Consider the following 18,032-nt stretch of genomic DNA (forward strand, 5'->3'; position numbering starts at 1 on the left):
TCGCGGCTGAGTAGTTTTGGTCGGAATCTGCTGGTAAAGCGGCATAAACTGCTCACGGCTGAGTCGTTTTGGTCGGATTTTCGCGCCCGCGCTTCGCGCCTGCACCTCGCGCGCAGGCGACCACAGTATATAGCGCCAAATCGCGCGTAGCATACCTACATGTAGTATCTTGGGTCGTAGAAGTGGTCGGTTTTAGACACGCCGAACACGCACTTTCGTCGTTTTAGCGCCGAAAATTATTCGTTATAAATGCGATTTATAGTAGATTTTTTAGCGATATTAGTAGATTGCAGGAATTTTTCCGCATGTGAGATTAAACACACGATTCATGCCCTATTTTGCTTGAAATTCTTCATGGGGGGGGGTACAAATATTAGAAGATTTCACCTACTATACTTGCATATAGGGCGTACAGGTATGTTATACTGAACTACCTGTGGTTGGTTCTGTTAGATGGCATTTGCAGTAGTGTGCTCCAAGTTTTGGTGCACCGAGCATTGGCATTGCATGCAGGTTGGGTACGTGAAGTCTTAAAGATTAGAGTTGGAATTTGGGATATGCTGCTGCTTTTGCGGCAGTGGAGGATTAGGAAGGCGAGAAAATGTTACCAGCAAAGTTCCGTGGATTCGCATCACGCGTGGGGCGTCTTGCATCTCGCGCTTTTGCTTGGCATAAGATCAGCGAGTGTGACGGCGCGCTCAACGCTACCTCAAGCGCTACCGTATCTAGCGCAACCTCTAACTGTGCTGCTTCTAACTCTTCTGCTTCTAACTCTGTCTTTAACTTCGCCGACTCTGACTCTGACTCTAACTCTTCTGAATCTTCTTCTAACTCTACTTCTTCCAACACCGCAGTAACTTCCGTCAGCGCACGCACTTCCCGCACTGCACGCCCATCCCACACTCTTCGCCGCGCGCTTTTCGCAATGCTCGTAGCCGCCGCCACCATAGTAACCATGCTCATAGTTCCGCCGGTCAAGCAGGCTAATGCGGCAAGTGTTTGGTGGGATTACGCAGGTAACGGTTATATTGCTGCTACAACTGAAGATAGTAGAGGTAGGAAAGATGAACCGCATACTTATGATGCTTCTGATGCATTTAGAGATATGAGGATTGAAGATCCTGTTGTTGAAAAAGAAAATGGAAGAACGAAAGTAACTTATAAAATAATTTTCAACAGGAATGCTATGTTTGCTAGGCAGCTTGATTCAGGTGAGATGCAGCCTAAAGGAAATAAACCTAAAGACGGCGCTGCTTATCTTGGTAAACCTACTTTGTCAGTGTTTTTGCCTAAAGGTCTAGATAAAAGTACAATACTTGTAAAACGTTATTGGGAAGGTTCAAGCGGTAAAATTCAGATAGGTGATACTTCTGCACAACTTGTTCGCGAAGATCAAACTGATATGCGTATTGGAACTTTGAAAAAATTTGGCGGGTCGTGGACAGCTTGGACGTATACTAAAGATCCTAGTGATTCTAAGCAGTTTAAAGGTTTCAACGATAGTTGGAATGATAATCTTGGAGCTTCTAGTGGAGACAATGGTGTTGGTGGCGGCCTTCCAAATCCTTACAAATACTCTCGATTGGAGGGTAGTCCTGAAAATTGTCAATATGGCATGTGCGAAATATATAAGTGGAATAATAAAGATCTTTTTGAAACGTTATTTGCAAGTCTTGAATGGGATACTGGTGATAAGCGCTTTACGTGGATTGTAAGTGCCTACTTAGCAGATGGATACACTGAAAAAGATGTGTATACCAGGATGCCTGTTGCTGCTGGCTTTAGGAGTAGCTGGCGTAGAAATAAGTATGCGGTTTTTGGTCCATTTGATACTGATGGTGACGGCATACCTGATTATGTAGAACACTTGCATAACATGAACCCTAAAGGTGTGGATGACATTGAATATCCGCAGTATAAGGATTCTATTTTGAAGGATTATGGTAAGGATAACGTTCCACTTACTACTTATGGCCGTCCAGTAACAGTAAAGCCTATTATTAAAACAGGTAAATGGGAGGGTGACAGTTCTAAAGGTAAATTCGTGTATGATGGAGGAACTTCCTCTGCTTTACCTGACGATATTGGTATAAAATACTCACTTGTAAGCAAGTCTGATAATAGTATTCAAACAGTAAATTCTCCTAACAATATGCCTGAAGGATCTGTTTATATTAATCCTAAGTCAGGATACATAACATATAATCCGCGTAAGACTGATAAATATAAGACTTTTACTTTTGGTACAAAGATTACGTATCCTAATCCTGAATTGTACAATTGCAACAATTCTAAGACTCTTGAATACACTCACGATATGAAGGTTAAGGTTATACCTCAGTCGTGGATATACAACCCTGTTTACACTCCAGTTGATTTGACAGAAAAAACTGGTGAAAATCAGAGAGATGTTATACCGATTGTTTACACTGCTAAACCACGAAGCGTTAAGGATTCAAGCAAGAAGCATGCGGATAGTATTCAGGATGGTGATCTTCCTAAAGATGCTACTTTTGAGTTGAAGCAGTACACAAAACAGTCTGGTAGGAACGCTCTAAAGAGTGATCCTCTGCTTGATTGGTCGCGCATAGAAAATCAAGATAAAAATAATGGAAAAGTCCGTTTTTATTCAAACAAATGGAGGGAGCCTGTCGGGAAGTACCGTACTCCTGTAGTAGTTCACTATGCGGATGGTTCTAGTTCTACTGATGACGATGCAGCTAATGTTGACGCAAGAGGAGATTTTAGCAAGAGCGTAGTGTATGCTTCGGTTAATCTTAAGCGTCCAAATCCTAATGATTCTGAGCTGAAGCTGAATATTCATAAGGGTTACGGCCGTAATAATTTAGGAGATAATGGCTCTGTAACTATTGATGTTAACGATCCGCTTAAACCAAGTATTTGGATTGATTCGTGGGCTCAGTATCAAATTGGTCAAATATCGTTGAAGTCACTTTGTTGGAAGGAAACAAAGGAAGGTAATAGTGTCAAGAAGGAGAACTATACCTTTAGCGACCTGTCTAAAACGAATAACGATAATACTATTAACGGTTTGACTTTTAAGCAGACTGAAAAATGGCCTCACGCTAGTGATAAGGAACAGGAAACTTGCTTTGCTAACGGAACGTGCAGTGGCAAAAAGTTGTTTGATAAGGACGCTTTTACTATTGAACGTTCGCGTGGTGAGATTTCTGGCACGCCTAAGAAGGGCGGTAAGTACGTTTGCCGCGTGTTTGCTTTGAGAGATGGAAGCCAGGCAAAAACTGATTTTGATAAGGCTGTAGAAACAAAAAACTATAACGTCTCTTTGCCTACTAATAGCCAAAAATACGACTGGCAGTCTAAAACAGTAAACTTTGTTGTTCATTCACTGGCTCACAAATATAACCCTCAATACATAAAGGTGAATGTGAAGGTTGGTCATAAGGGAGGAGTTACCTCGGCTGCTCCAGTAAGCCAGAGTGGTTCTAATGGCGTGAAAGGTGACGATAAGAGTCAAAATGATCTTGTACCGAATGGTACAAGGTTGCCAAAAGGCACATGGTTTGAGTTAAAGAAGTATAAAGATTCTAAGACAGTTCTTTCATGGTCTAAGTTTGAGGGTAAGCAAAGTAACAAGAAATCAGGTAAGGATGAGCCTGACGATACTTCTTCTGAAGAGAAGTATGGTAAAGTTACTTTTGTGCCACCGAATGGTACCTTGGTCGGAGAGTATAGTACTCCTGTAATTGTGCACTATCCAGATGGTTCCACTTCTGAAGATCCTGACTCTGGTAACCTTGGCAAGCCTGTGTATGCACCTGTGTCTGTGACCGATCAAGATATTCAAGACGATGATTTAAAGCTTAGGGTTTATTCACAATATGGCGGAAGACAAATTGGGGACAATGATCGAACTGGTATTCGTTTCCGCCCAGGTGAAGTGTTAGGCGATGATAATGGCAACACTAAGCCAATGTTCTTTGATTCGTGGTCAAGTGCTAAGCCAGGAAAAATTTATCAGCGCATGCTTTGCTATAAGTTAGGCGCAGATAATAAGCGATCAGATTACACGATTGATGGTGTTAATGGTTTAACACTTGCTGGTCGAGAAGGCAATACTTTAGACGGTAAGTTTACTAGTAAGCCTTCTCAATGGACGAGAGCTAATAATGAGCAGAGGAATGAGTGTAAAGCCGATGGTAGCAAATGCAACCATAACCTTTACTTATATGGTGATGAGTATGATACCACAGAGCGCACTTGGGGTTGGTTGCGTGGCAAGGTAAACAATAATGGCGACTATGTGTGCACTGTGTACGCTATTAAAGACCTTGAAAATAAAGATGGTAAGCATGGTAATTTGCAAACTAAGTTTGATACAGAGCTAAAGAAGTTTGTAGAGAACCCTGGTGACAAAAAGTTTGAAGATGTTATCAGTAAGTCAGTTTTAAAGGATCAGAAGGGCAGTAAAAACAATCCTATTGATGCCACTCAAAGGCACGTTGACTGGGATTCGGTAACCTTCCCAATTCATGTGCATAGAGATGCTCACTACTACAACCCTCAATATACCACCCTTACAATGGAGGCCGGCACCAAACAAGACACTGCTTTGCCTCAAAGCAAGAAGACGGCTAATGGTGCGGATAAGTTGCAAGACGATGTGCGCGAAGGTGATCTGCCGGACGGAACTTGGTTTGAACTAAAGGGTTCTTTAAGTTACGCATTCTTTGAGGATGATCAAGACAATAAAGCTGACTCTAGTGATTCAGCTAAGAATCCTACGGGCAAGTTTGGCAAGGTTACGTTCCGACCGCACAGGTGGTTCCCTGCTGCTCCTGACAAAACGCAGGTTATAGTTCATTATCCGGACGGTTCTAAATCAACAGATTCAGATTCCGGAAACAACGGCAAGCCTATTTATGCGAGTGTGAATGTTACTCGATCGCATGATGAGACTCCTGGTAATTTGCACTTGAATGTTGGTGATAAAGAAGGCAGCGGCGATTGGTCTGATACTACAATCAGACTCACTAAGGGCGAGGAGCTAAAGACTTCTACGAAGACGACTCGTTGGCTTGATTCTTGGTCCGTGTATAAGCCTGGAAAAATCAATTTGCGCACAATCTGCTATAAGATCAATTCAGACGGCACTCAGTCTCACTACCAGTCGGGCGGTATTGCTGGCATTACGATGCAGAACCCTAAAATTTGGAATCATACTGAGGATGCACCAGCTCAGAAAGCTTGCGAGAAGGATAGGAGCAAGTGCCACCCTGATACGCAGCTGTATGATGATTACATTACAAATGGTGACTCACGCGACACAACTGAGCGTACGCGTGGATGGATTAAAGGCACAGCTAATGAGACTGGTGACTACGAGTGCGTAGTGTATGCAATTAAGGCAACTCAGTTTACTAAAGATAACTATTTGCTTAATAGCTTCGATAAAGCTGTAGCAAAACTCAACAAAGATGCAAGTAAGAATAACACTGATCCGTTGAAAGACTTCAAGTGGAAGCTTGATGGTGATAACGGCAAGAAAGACGCGGTTGAAGGCGTTGACTATGCGAAGCGCCCAATACCAATCCAAATTCACACGCAAGCTCACAACTACAATCCAGTGTACGATAAAGTGACTGTGCAAGCTGGTAAGCAAATGCAGTCTGGTTTGCCAAAGAACAAGAAGCCAACTGGCGATCATGTAAATAAGGGCTCGCTTGCGTATAAGGCGATTGCTGATGGTGAAGCGTTCCCAGATGGCACTTGGTTTGAGCTGAAGAAGGAAGCGTCATCGCCTGCAACATACGATAACGCATACGATTGGTCATTCTGGAAGAAGGGTCTGAAAGGTCAGAACGATAGTAATGCGCCTAATGATCAGACTAATCCACTCAATCACAAGGGTAAAGATAGTAGTTTAGGCTCAGGCTCTAAGTATGGCAACGTTACATTCCATCCGGACGTAACGATTTCGCCTAAAGACTACTACCAAACGCATGTGATTGTGCACTATCCGGACGGTTCAAATTCGGACGATCCTGATGCTGGAAATAACCAATTTAAGGCTTCAGCGAGTGCAACCAGTACCATGAATCCGGTGTTTGCAAAAGTGCAGGTGACTGATTTAGGCTATAGGGGTACTGATCTGCGAATGACTTTAACTAAATCTAAAGATACGGACAGTTCGCTAGATAGTAGAAGCGCTCTTACAGTTATGAAGGGCATTGGGCTTCTTAAAAACCCGTTTGTGCAAGCGTGGAGTGTAAAAGATAAAGGCAAGATTAATCTGCGTATGATGTGCACTAAGGATAGTGAGGATAAGTGGAGCCGCGGGCTTGAAGATACTCTGAACATGCACTTGGGCAATAATTACGGCGAAAACACTCCTGAATGGAATTTTGCTACCGAAGAGCAGCAGAAAAATTGTAGAGAAAACGGAATCTGCTATGCTGAGCATGTGCTTTACGGCTTGATGAATACGGATAATGCTCAGGCTGGAAGCGTAGAAAGTGCTGTTGCGCGCAGAGAAGAAGAAATCGAGGGCGATCCAAAAGAGACTGGAACGTATTCTTGCTCTGTTTTTGCGCTGAAAGATAAGGCGCTTACTGCTTTCAATCAAGTTGTGGGCAATGCTTCTTACACGTCAACTGATATGTGGAATGTAAATCTTAGTGCTACAGATAGCTCGTTAGTGAAATCTAAGGACTGGGATCGCATATCGTTCAAAGTTAACGTGGTTAACAAATTCGCGCTGCCAAAGACCGGCGGCGAGGGGATGAGCATGGCGCTGCTGGTGGTGGCGATGATTGCTATGTGCGTTATGTGCGGCGCGTTCTTCGTTGATCAGACGAAGTGGGGTCATGCGATGCTCGCTGGCGCGGCGGCTAGTGCGTCTGGTGTTGTTGCTGGAGTTGCTGGCGCGGCGGCTGGCATAATGCGCGGCTTGCGATCCACTACTCAAAACAGTAAAATTTCCGAAGTTTGGCGCGGTTTAGTCAAAAAAGTTAAGAATATTAGGCGATTTGACGAATATTGCGCGCCTGTAAAAGATTTTGTCTGCAAAGTCACCGGATGGTTGCGCGCCGCATTTAGGCGCGTCGGAAGGTGGTCTACCGAAAGGTGGCGATGCTGATGAAAAAATTTGCACGCAAACCTGCGCGCCGGCTGGTCCAAATACGCAACTGGCTTGCAAGCTTGCAGTGCGATTCGCGCTAAAACTTGTTGCGCACCAAAAGCGCCCGCGAAACGTGGCTTCACGAAAGTGGCTTCACAAAACGTGGCTTGCTAAGCGCAACACAAAATTAAAAACAATCGTATTTTCCTCAAAACCTGCCCAAAAGGGCACTAAACAAAGGAGAAGAAAGTGAATAAATTCACTAAACAATGCGTGGCCGCGGTGGCCTCGCTCGCAATGGCTGGCACGCTGTGCGTCGCCGGCGCCGTGGTGGCTGGCAGCTCCGCTTGGGCGAACCCAAGTGTTGTAGGTGGTGATGACACCACGTTAGCTAAAGGTAAAACTGGCGTAGCTGTTGATTCCGGTACTGCTTCCTACGGCAAAGCTCCATGGAATCTTGGTGATGAAGCTACCACCAAGCTCGGCTCCATCACCATCTACAAGTGGAAGAATGAAACCGATAACCAAGGCGCCCAGAAGAAGGCAACTCCTGTTGCCGGCGCTGGCTTTACCCTCAAGAAGATTAAGTCAATTGGCGGTACTGAGCTTAAATTGAACGAATACACTTCTTGGTCAACAATCACTAAGAATGTTGAGAAGCTCAACGCAGGTGCAATCAGCACCACCGATGAAACTGGTAAGCTTAAGGTCGCGTATGATGGGACTTTCACACTCGGCGAAGGCAAAACCAACAAGAACGGTGTTGTGCAGTTCAAGGATCTTCCGCTCGGCTTGTACCAGGTTCAGGAAACCACTGTTCCTAGCGGTTACTCTGCTGCGGACGGCGGCAAGGCATTCTACATGACTTTGCCAGCGATCGAGAAAGTGACAACTAACAATGGCGGTACAGTCAAGACCGAAACCAAGTACAACTACGCTCCATTCGTTGACCCTAAGAACACTGACCAGTCTGGTAGTGTGACTAAGACGCAGAACCTTACTCATACGGTTGGTGCTGGCGATACGATTGAGTACACCATCAAGGCAAAGCTTGATAAGTCAAAGGCTGCTACAAATTCCCCAGATTTTAAGGAAGATGATTTCCAGGGCTACACCATCTTTGATCTTGCGCCAAGTGAATACTTTACTACGTACGACCAATCAGTAATTACTAAAATGACTGTTGGAGATACGGAAAATCAAGGTAAAGTTACAGAAGGTACAGAACTCGCCTACAATAAGACTACCCCTGCTAGTGGCGACTACACTGTAGATAGCAATACTACTATTCCTGCAGTTACTACCGGTGAAGAGGTTAAGAAGGACGTTGCTCGCACTAAGATCAAAATCGAGTTCACTGCTGCTGGCCGCAAAAAGCTTGCTGCAAAAGTAAACGATGCATCCAACGTCGGTAAGGCTGTGTACGTGACTGTTCATTTTAAGTTCACGCTTAAAGACTCTGCATCACTTAAGACTGACAAGGTTACAAACAAGGCTAGCGTAATTCCTTCCCACGTGCCTGGAACAAATGTTCCAGAGATTCCTGCTGATACTCCTCCAAGCACCGAATTTGCTACGTTCAAGATTAAGAAGGTTTCGTCTAAGGATCAGACTGCCTTGGGTGGCGCAAAGTTTAGGTTGTTTGCGGTTCAGACTGAAGCTACAGCTTGCACCAATGCGATTAAGGAAGGCAAGGCAGGTGAAGAGCTTAAGGCCGCTTGCGAAACTAAATCTTCCGCTGGCTTTGGTGAGAAAACTACTGCTACTGCTGCAGATAACACAAAAGGCATAGAGAAAGGTGAAACCGAAGGCTACTCCGTTAAGCGCGGTACAGCATTCTACGTTGTGGAAACCGAGGCGCCAGAAGGTTACATTCGTAACCCTGATGTTCATGCTGTGACAGTTGCAGCAGATAAAACAACGGATACTTTCACCGTAGAGAACATTCCTGGCCCTGGTCTTGAAGGCGGCAAGAGCTGGCTGTTCAACCTTCCAAAGACAGGTGCTGCTGGCGTGATTATTTTCGCGTTGGCTGGCGTGTGCTTGGTGTGCTTCGGCATCTTCGTGTTCATGCGTAACCGCAAGAAGGATGAAGAGCAGCAGGCTGCCTGATTCTGCGCGATTCTTAAGGAATTGCAATCCGCTGGGCGGTTGGGTTTAGGCTTTTGCGCGTGTTGCGCGGAGGAACTTTAATCGCCTGGCTATAATTAAATACTCAGCAGGCTGCGCTGTGTTCGCGCTTTGCGCGAGCATCCCTCTTCTTCGCACAGCGCAGTCTGCTGTCTTATCTTTCTTTTTTGAAAACATTGCTTTGGCTGCAAACGCTGTAAATTTCGGCTGCGCTTGTTTCTGTATCTTTGCAGTTGTGCTCTGCTAACGGTGTTTCTGAAGCTTTGCAGTAATGCTTTGCTAACGGCTTAAGTACACAAACGCGGGGAAGGGTGCGCGTGTTTGTGGACTTGCACCCAGCCTAAGTACACAAACACGGGGGATTTTCCGGCAAATGTTCCATAAATTGGCTGATGTGACTACAAACGCCAGAAAATCTCCGGCAAATGTCCCACAAACCAGCCAATCCAGCTACAAACGCCAGAGAATCTCCTGCAAATGTTCCTGAAGCTTCGCAGTTGTGCTTCTGCAAACGGCGATTACTTGTTGCTTAGTGAACTTTAACATTAATGCTCTGCAGGTGGGAGATAGGAATTGCTTGTCGAGCAAATATTCGTGTGGTAGAGATTTGAGATTTTTCGCACTGAGCGCGGCGAACGTCAGATCCGCAGGCTGCTGATTCGCCAAGCGAAGAAGAAAAATCGAAAAATCTCTGCGATAAAACGAGGTTATTAATGGTTAGCACGCAGAGTTTGGGGGATTTCTCTACGAGCACTAAAAGAGGACTGAGAAGCTACATTCTTTAAAGAAAGGCGAACACAATAAACGCCTTTAACAGCCAGAGCGCCCGAAGGACGGGACGTGCGAGGAGAGAAATCCCCCAAAACTCGCGCCACACAAACAAAATTACGTACATAAACTTAGAAACGGAGGAAGCGTGAAATTAAACAGCGCTGTTGCAAAAGTATATGCTTTCCTCAACAAAATCTCCCAAAATAAGCTTTTCAAAAATCAAACTAACCAAACTAACGCAACTTCACTGACCGCAACTAACCAAACTAACCAAACCGAATCACCCGCAACCCAACCACCCGCACCCGAATCAACCCAACCACCCCAAGCTTCCGCCTCAAAACCCCACGCTGCTCACAAGTCTAAGCAAAAATCTAAGCTTCGCCGCATTATTGAGCCTATTGCGTTTGTGCTTGCGGGATTGTTGTGTTTTGCGTATCCGGTGTGTTCTACGCTTTGGAATAATCGCGTTTCTAAGGAAATTTCTTCCGCGTACGATAAGTATAATCACGATCAGGCTGGGGATGTGCGTCGTGCTCATTTGCGTGCGGCTCGCCGCTATAATGCGCGTCATAAGGCGATTATTAGCTCCGATCCGTACGATGGTACCACGGATTACATGAATAAGCCGGAGTATAAGGAGTATGCGAAGCAGCTTGATGAGCCTATGGGCATTATGGGTATTGTGAAGATTCCGAAGATTGGTGTGAAGCTGCCGATTTACCATGGTAGTTCGCAGGAGGTTTTGGCGCATGGTGCGGGCCACTTGTATGGCACGGATTTGCCGGTGGGCGGTAAGAATCGTCACGCGGTGGTGACGGCGCATACGGGTTTGCCGGATGCCACGATGTTCGACGATTTGGTGAATTTGAAGAAGGGCGACTATTTTTACTTTGATGTGCAGGGGGAGACGCTGCGATACAAGGTGTTTCGTATTAGTGTGGTTGATCCGCACGATATTAGTTTGCTGCAGCGTGAGAAGGGGCGTGACCTTGCGACGCTGCTTACGTGTACCCCGTATGGCGTTAACTCGCATAGGTTGCTGGTGACTGGATACCGCGTGCTGCCGGATCCGGTGAAGGCGCCGGAGGATCGTGTGCAGTGGCCGCTTTGGATGACGCTGTTTGTGCTCGCTATGATTCTGACGTTTGCAGTGTTGGCGACGATGGTTGCGACTTTGTGGCGTAAGAAGCGCGATGAGATTTATGTGCGCGGACGGCATTTGCTGGCGGTGTCGCGCAGTGTGCTGAGTAAGTTGCGGCGCGGGTGATTCTCTCCAAATGTGAGATGATTTTCCCGCGTTTGGAGGGTTTTTGTGGGTGTTATGCTTCAAATGCTAGGTAACGCTCTCACGGTGTAAATTTTTTCGTCGTTTGTGTCTTCATCGGGCGGCTGAAAAATTTACGGTTTAACTTGCGAGGTGTGCCAACATTAGTTGGTAAATCAACAATATTTTTTTAAAAAATATTGCCACAATGCAAGGTTTTTGAAAAATTTTGTAAATTATATGTTAACTACAATTTTTTTTTGCATGTTATTTGTGGAAAAGTGTTTGCGAGAGAATGGCGTAATTTAGCCATTTCTCTATCCGAGATATAAATTTTTCAAATTTTATTTGCGAAATTAACAAGTTAAAAAAATTTTTTCTCTTTAAACAAGTGCTAGAGTATATGGAAAATATTTTGTTGCACTTGCAAAAATGCGCCATTTCTTGCTGTTTGCATAGGGGGGGGGTATGCCTCTTGTGCGATATTTAGCGGAAATGATTCAAGCCAGCGTAACAAAAATATTTACACCCGCATGAAAAATTTTGACAGCCAGTATGAAAGATTTTGGCAGCTGGCATGAGTTTGTGATAGCTCGAACCGAAATTTTTCCTGTATAAAAACCACCATTTTGAAGGAGAGTATGTTTATGAAGTTCAAACGAACGTCATATCTGACTCGTTTAGCAGCATTAGGCGTAGCTGCGGTGACGCTTATGGTACCGCTTGCTGGATCAACTGCGGCTTATGCGGAAAATGTTAAAGACAATAGTGCTGAGAAAAATAATCTCACGCAAGTTGTAAACCAAAAAAATAAGAAGAATAAAACTACTAAATATCTTGATCCTAAGATTGTTGGCAGAATAGTTAATAATCCATTTAATAGGACTGGTTCTTCTAATAAGCCTGTAACTGTTATTGTTACTTTGAAGAAACAGCCAAAACTTCCTTCGAAACAATCTGAAAGTAGTAATAAAGCTGGCCAGAATCGTCTTATTGTAAAATGGTCTTCAAAATATGGCATGACAGTCCGCCGCCAATTTGGTTACCTTATGAATGGTTTTGAGGCAACGCTTCCAGCTAACAAAGTTGCGGCTTTACGTCATGAACATGAGGTAGCTTCTGTTGCGCAAGAACGTTTGTATTACCCTCTTGAAAATTATGCTCGCGGTTTGCAGGGTGTGAATGAAGAATTTAAGAAACGTGGACTTGATGGAACTGGAATGCTTGTGGCTATTATTGATACGGGCATAGATCCAAGTCACCATGATATGAAACTTGATTTCAAAGCTGAAAAAGCTCGTAAGATTAAGGAGACATTCCCGTCTAGAGGTGTAAAGTTCACTAATAAAGTTCCTGCTGGCTTCAACTATGCTGATGAAGACTACACTATTACAGATAGTGGTGCAGAGCAGCATGGCATGCACGTAGCTGGTATTGTGGCAGCTAACGGCGATGATGATAATAAGCCAGCTGATAAAAATGGTCATATCAACGGCATTGCTCCAAACGCTCAGCTTCTCGCTATGAAAGTGTTTTCGAATAAGCCAGGAGCACACGGAGCTCGTGATGCTGATATAGTTGCTGCAATCGAGGATTCTGTAAAGCTCGGTGCAGACGTTATTAACATGTCTCTTGGCTCAGATAACGGTTTCAGTGGAACTTCTAATGCTACATCTCTCGCTTTAAAGAAGGCTCGTGAAGCTGGTGTGCTTCCAGTTGTTTCTGCAGGAAACTCCGGTTTGAGTTTCTCTACATCTGGAGGAACTGATGATGCGTTAGGAAAGTGGGATGATGCAACTCTTGGTTCGCCATCTTCTTATCCTTCTGCTTTTAGCGTTGCTTCTGTAGAAAATTCTTATATTATTCAAACCGCTGGTTCATATAAAGATAAAGCTGGTAAGGCAACTGAGATTCCTTACTCTATAGCCTCAGGTAAAGCTGATGGTAAAGAACATGAGATTGTGAACATCGGTCTTGGACAAAAAAGTGACGTTGAGAATTTGAATCTTAACGGAAAGTACGCTTTAGTTGAGCGTGGCAAAATAGCATTTACTGAAAAATTCCAGAATGCTATTGATAAGGGTGCTGATGGTGTAATTGTTTATAACAAAGATGGTGATTCAGCACAGTTCCTTGGCATGGCTGGAGTTGATAAGTTCACATGCTTTGGAGCATCAATTCGTCGTGAAGATGCTTTGAAGATTGTTGCTGCACTCAAGGCTAATGCAAGTGGTACAGTTAAGGTTTCCTTCTCTGATAAGACAATGGGCATTCCAAATCCTGATAAGTTGCATCCTTCTAGCTTTACTTCTTGGGGCCCAACTCCAGAACTTGATTTTAAGCCTCATATCGCTGGCATCGGCGGTAACGTGTGGTCCACTCAGAACAACAACAAGTACACTAATATGTCTGGTACTTCTATGGCTGCTCCAAACGTTTCCGGTATTTCAGCTTTGGTGATGGAAAGCTATAAGAAGCGCTTCCCTAAGCTTTCTCCAAAAGATCGTGCTACTCGTGTTGAACAAGCCTTGATGAATACGGCTGAGATTCTCAATAATTCAAGCAATGTGCCATTCGCGCCTCGTCAAATCGGTGCTGGCTTAGCTCATGTCGATAATGCCGTTGCTACTAACGTGATTGCAACAGTTGATGGCAATTCGTATGTGGCTTTACGTCAGGTTAATGGAGATCGTAAGTTCACTGTTAAATTGCACAATTATGGAGATAAGGCTGTAACTTATGAAGTTCCTAAACAAAATGTTGTTAATGAATCTAATAATGCTGGTGAAAAAACTACTACTTCTATTAGCTCAGAAACATTAGCTTCTTCGACTGATAAAGTTACAGTAGATCCTAAGTCAGAAAAAGAAGTAGAGTTTACATTAACTCCAGACGTGACTCGCGATCATTACGTTGAAGGTTGGGCGCGTTTCGCTTCAAAAACTGACGGGGAACCAAATTTGGCTGTTCCATATCTTGGTTTTGTTGGTGATTGGGATAAGGAGCCAATTCTTGTAAAGCCTGGTGAAGAGTATCTTAACAATACAATTGATATGACTACTTCGCTTATTGCAGAAAGTTATTTTGGTGATGTGCAAGTTAATGATGAAGCTCCTGGTCATTTAGAATTTTCGCCAAATGGTGATGAGTTATTCGATAAGATACGACCATCATTAGCATTATTCCGTAATGCAAGTTTAATACAGTATTCTGTTTTGGATAATTCTGGTAAGACTGTTGCAGAAGTAGGAGAGGAACATGACGTTTCGCGTTCTAATTTCTCAGAATTATTAAGTGATCCAAGAGCATTAAATAGTTCTATTGCTTTTGATGGAACTATTTATGATAAGACATCTACTGATATTGCGCATTGGAATAAGAAACTTCCTGATGGCAAATATATTTATCGAGTAAAAGCTTGCTTGACTAAGGGTATGTGCCAGACGACTGATATGCATTTTAACCTTGATACTAAAGCTCCAACCGTTACAATTAGCGAACCTGACAACGATGGTACAATCACCATTACAGCTCATGATGAGTTAAGTGAAACGTTGAGTGATCCAGGGGTAAAAGTTAATGGTAACAGTGATTATGTCAAGGTTAATGAGAATGATTGCAGTGAAACTCATGACGCAAATGGCTATACTCGCACTTGCAAAGTTAATGTAGGTAAGAATGCTTATTACGTCAATGTCAGTTTGCATGATGGCGGTTTCAATGAAACCAATACATCCAAAGTGTTTAAGGAATTTGCTAATAAAAAGATTCTCATAAATAATAAGGTTAATCTTAATAATATTGGCATTAAGGATGTCACTACTAAAAAAGATAACGGTGTGAATAAATACAGCATCGAAATCTCTGGACGTGTTGCTGATGGCTGCAAGGATGTGAAAGCTTATGCTCAATCAGGAACTGAAGCAGAAAAAGAATTAACTGTTAAGACAGATAATTCTGAATTTAGCTTTACTGCTCCTATTAAACAAGGTGCTAACAAAATAACAGTTAAGGCAAAAGATTCTGATGGTAAAGAAGTAGTTGAAACTCTTGCAACTAATTTTGACGAAAAGGCACCAACAATTAAACTAACTAATGCAGATAGTAATGGGAATGTAACAATTGACCAAACTGGTGCAGTAGAAGTTAAAGGTGAAGTTAAGGACGATACTACTCCAAAGCAGAATCTCACGCTTACTGTCAAGTATAGTAAAGATGATGTTGTTAATGGTGAAATTCAGACTAAACAAGTGGAAGAGCCTGTAACTGTTGGTCCTGATGGCTCATTTACGGTAAAAGTTATTCCATCTGCTAATACATATTCACTTACTTTGGTTGCTAGTGATGGAGTTAACGCATCTACTCAGGATGTAGGCTTTGCTAATCGCGTTATGCCACAAAGACAAAGCCAAAAGCTTTATAATATTTCACTGAGTAATGCTAACAGCTTAGGATCATATAACTGGAATGTTCCTGATGGTACTTCGCTCGATTCATTTACCGCAAACGGCAAAGTAAGTAACAAAGCTACAGGAATACTATTTACAAAAGCTAATCGAGTTAAATATGATGGCTCGGGATATGAGGATTTTGATCCTATAGCTGCAACAATCACTAAGTCCACTAATGCAAATGCTGATTCTACATTCACGGTAACTCTGCCAATGCATCCTGGAATAAATGACTTTAGGATGATTGTCAAAGAGACGGATGATGTGGTATTAGATACTCCGGTTGCTTTCTATTTCGACAGACAGGCTCCAGAAGTAATGTTTAGTACTCCAAAGTTGTATGGCGACAGAATATTCACTAATAAAGACACTGTGAAATTCAAGGGTGTTATTAGTGATGATTTTGCTGGCTATACTCTTAAGATTAATAATCTTATTGCTTCAGACAACTTCAGTACTGATTCTAAAGGCAAAGAAACTAATGCTCAGAGCTTCGATAGAGATGTTGAAGTTAAAAATGGAGAGTTTGTGTTAATTCAAGCCATTGATCAGATGTCTAGCGCACTGTATGGTCGTGTTCCTGTTGTTGTTGATAAGAATGCTCCTTCTGTGACACTTGGAATAAAGGACAATGATCGTGTTGAAGCAAATAGTAAGATTTCTGTAACAGCTAAAGATGATCATTTGAAGTTATTGCAAGTGATGATTGATGGTAAAGAAGTAAATCATGCAAGTAATAATCTTAAAGAAACGGATATTAAGCTGAGTAAGAACAATCCTTACGATGCTACTTTTGCCGATCTGAAAGATCTGAAGAAACAGCTGAAGGTAGATGTCGATTTCAATTCACTTTCTGCCGGAAAGCACTTAATTAAAGTTGAAGCTGTTGATTATGCTGGTAACGTTGCAACGAAGAATACTTCCGCAGAATTCTTCGTTGAAAAGAAGTCAAATGATGGTCATGAGAATGATCATGGTTCCTCTTCTGTAACTGTCAATCCTCCTTCCGCTTCAATTCCAGCCCCTAGGTCTCCTGAGTCTACTGCAAAGCTAGATCAGTCGCTTAAGGGAATCCTTGTTGCTGGTGAACATATGAATGATGTTGTTCGCGCTGGTAAGAGCAATCCTGTGAAGTTGTATTTCTCTGGCATTGATCATGCTAAGGGCGATGCAAAGTCTGGCTCTAAGTCTCACAAGACTAAAGTCTCTTCAACTACGAGCAAGTTCATAAAGGAACTTCAGGAAAACAAGGTTTCTTACGCTTATGCTTACATGTATTCTTCGCCTGTGTTATTGCATGGTGAAGATGGATCTAAGTATGTGAAAGTAACTTTGGATAAGAATGGTCAACCTCAGTTTAATATTGTGATTCCAGCTGGCTACTTCGGTAAGCATACGATTGTTTTGCTTAACGATAAGGGCGAGCAGGTTGCTTGGGCTAACGTGTGGGTTATTCCTGAAAATGCTACAGCGTTCGATGAAACAGTTGCAGAGATTAACCTGAAGTATTCAGAGCTTCATTCTGGTACTGGATTTGGTAACGGACTTGGTACTAGATTCGGTAACGGATTAGGTACCGGTTCTGGATTCGGTACGTTTACTGGTATTACTTATGTTGGTACAGACGGAAATGCATCCGCTGCATCCGGCGATGCTGCTGCCAATGGCAACGCTGCTGAAAAGCAGAAGTCTGCTGAAAAGGAGAAGTCTGCCGCTAAGGCTGCCGCCAAGAAGATGACTTCTGATTTGGCGATGACTGGTAGCAGTGTGATTGGCATGGTTGTGACGTTTATGGTGCTGCTTGCAAGTGGTGTTGTAACGTTTAAAACTCGCAGCCGTCATATGCACGCAAGCAAGTAAGTAAACGCAAGTAAGTAAACAAAAATAAATAAATAAGTAAACAAAAGTAAATAACATAAACAAACAAAAGAGCACTTTTCATCTTCTAGTAAGGTGGGGTGCTCTTTTTGTATGTAATATATTTTGGGGAATAACCCATATTTTGTTGTATGCAATATATTGCGAATATTCTAACAAATCCATAAATTTAAGGCTAAAATAACATAATTTTAGATATTTTCCGTAAAATCTTTTAAATTTTAAGTGGGTGTTGCAAAATGCCTAGGGGGGGGGGGGTATAGTTGCAAAAGCTATTGTTGCAATTTACAAGAGGGACTCGGCAGATTGCAATTCGTGTTACAGCCTAGTGACTGCATGAATTTGATGGCTGGCGCTTAATTTGATGCGAATATTTCATATAAGTTAGCTTATGCCTGTGCCGTACTTATTGCGTAAATTGTTGTGCGAGTTT

At 43.0% G+C, this 18,032-nt stretch carries 4 protein-coding genes; all 4 read left to right on the forward strand.

All coding sequences use genetic code 11. The annotated features are described in order from the left end of the window. Positions 1-601: 601 nt before the first annotated feature. The 4 genes from HXT35_RS05395 to HXT35_RS05410 all read left to right on the forward strand — a co-directional run bounded on the left by HXT35_RS05395 (position 602) and on the right by HXT35_RS05410 (position 17,581). Positions 602-7,120: a hypothetical protein gene (locus tag HXT35_RS05395; RefSeq protein ID WP_421787994.1), complete on the forward strand. Its 6,519-nt coding sequence runs from the start codon at positions 602-604 to the stop codon at positions 7,118-7,120. Positions 7,121-7,351: 231 nt separating this feature from the next. Continuing rightward, a complete protein-coding gene (locus HXT35_RS05400) occupies positions 7,352-9,214 on the forward strand; it encodes a SpaH/EbpB family LPXTG-anchored major pilin (protein WP_421777644.1) in 1,863 nt (620 codons plus the stop codon). A 934-nt stretch (positions 9,215-10,148) separates the two neighbouring features. Beyond that, positions 10,149-11,273, forward strand: coding sequence for a class C sortase (locus HXT35_RS05405; protein WP_032843568.1), 1,125 nt, complete (start codon positions 10,149-10,151; stop codon positions 11,271-11,273). Positions 11,274-11,917: 644 nt separating this feature from the next. Then, complete coding sequence (locus HXT35_RS05410) at positions 11,918-17,581, forward strand: S8 family serine peptidase (protein ID WP_421787996.1); 5,664 nt, start codon at positions 11,918-11,920, stop codon at positions 17,579-17,581. Positions 17,582-18,032 lie beyond the last annotated feature (451 nt).

Source organism: Gardnerella sp. DNF01141, assembly GCF_049244255.1.
GTDB classification, from domain to species: Bacteria; Actinomycetota; Actinomycetes; order Actinomycetales; family Bifidobacteriaceae; genus Bifidobacterium; species Bifidobacterium vaginale_E.

Excerpts from the sequence above, each read along its gene's own strand:
- HXT35_RS05395 (WP_421787994.1), top strand. The coding sequence starts at position 602 with ATGTTACCAGCAAAGTTCCGTGGATTCGCATCACGCGTGGGGCGTCTT.
- HXT35_RS05410 (WP_421787996.1), top strand. The coding sequence starts at position 11,918 with ATGAAGTTCAAACGAACGTCATATCTGACTCGTTTAGCAGCATTAGGC.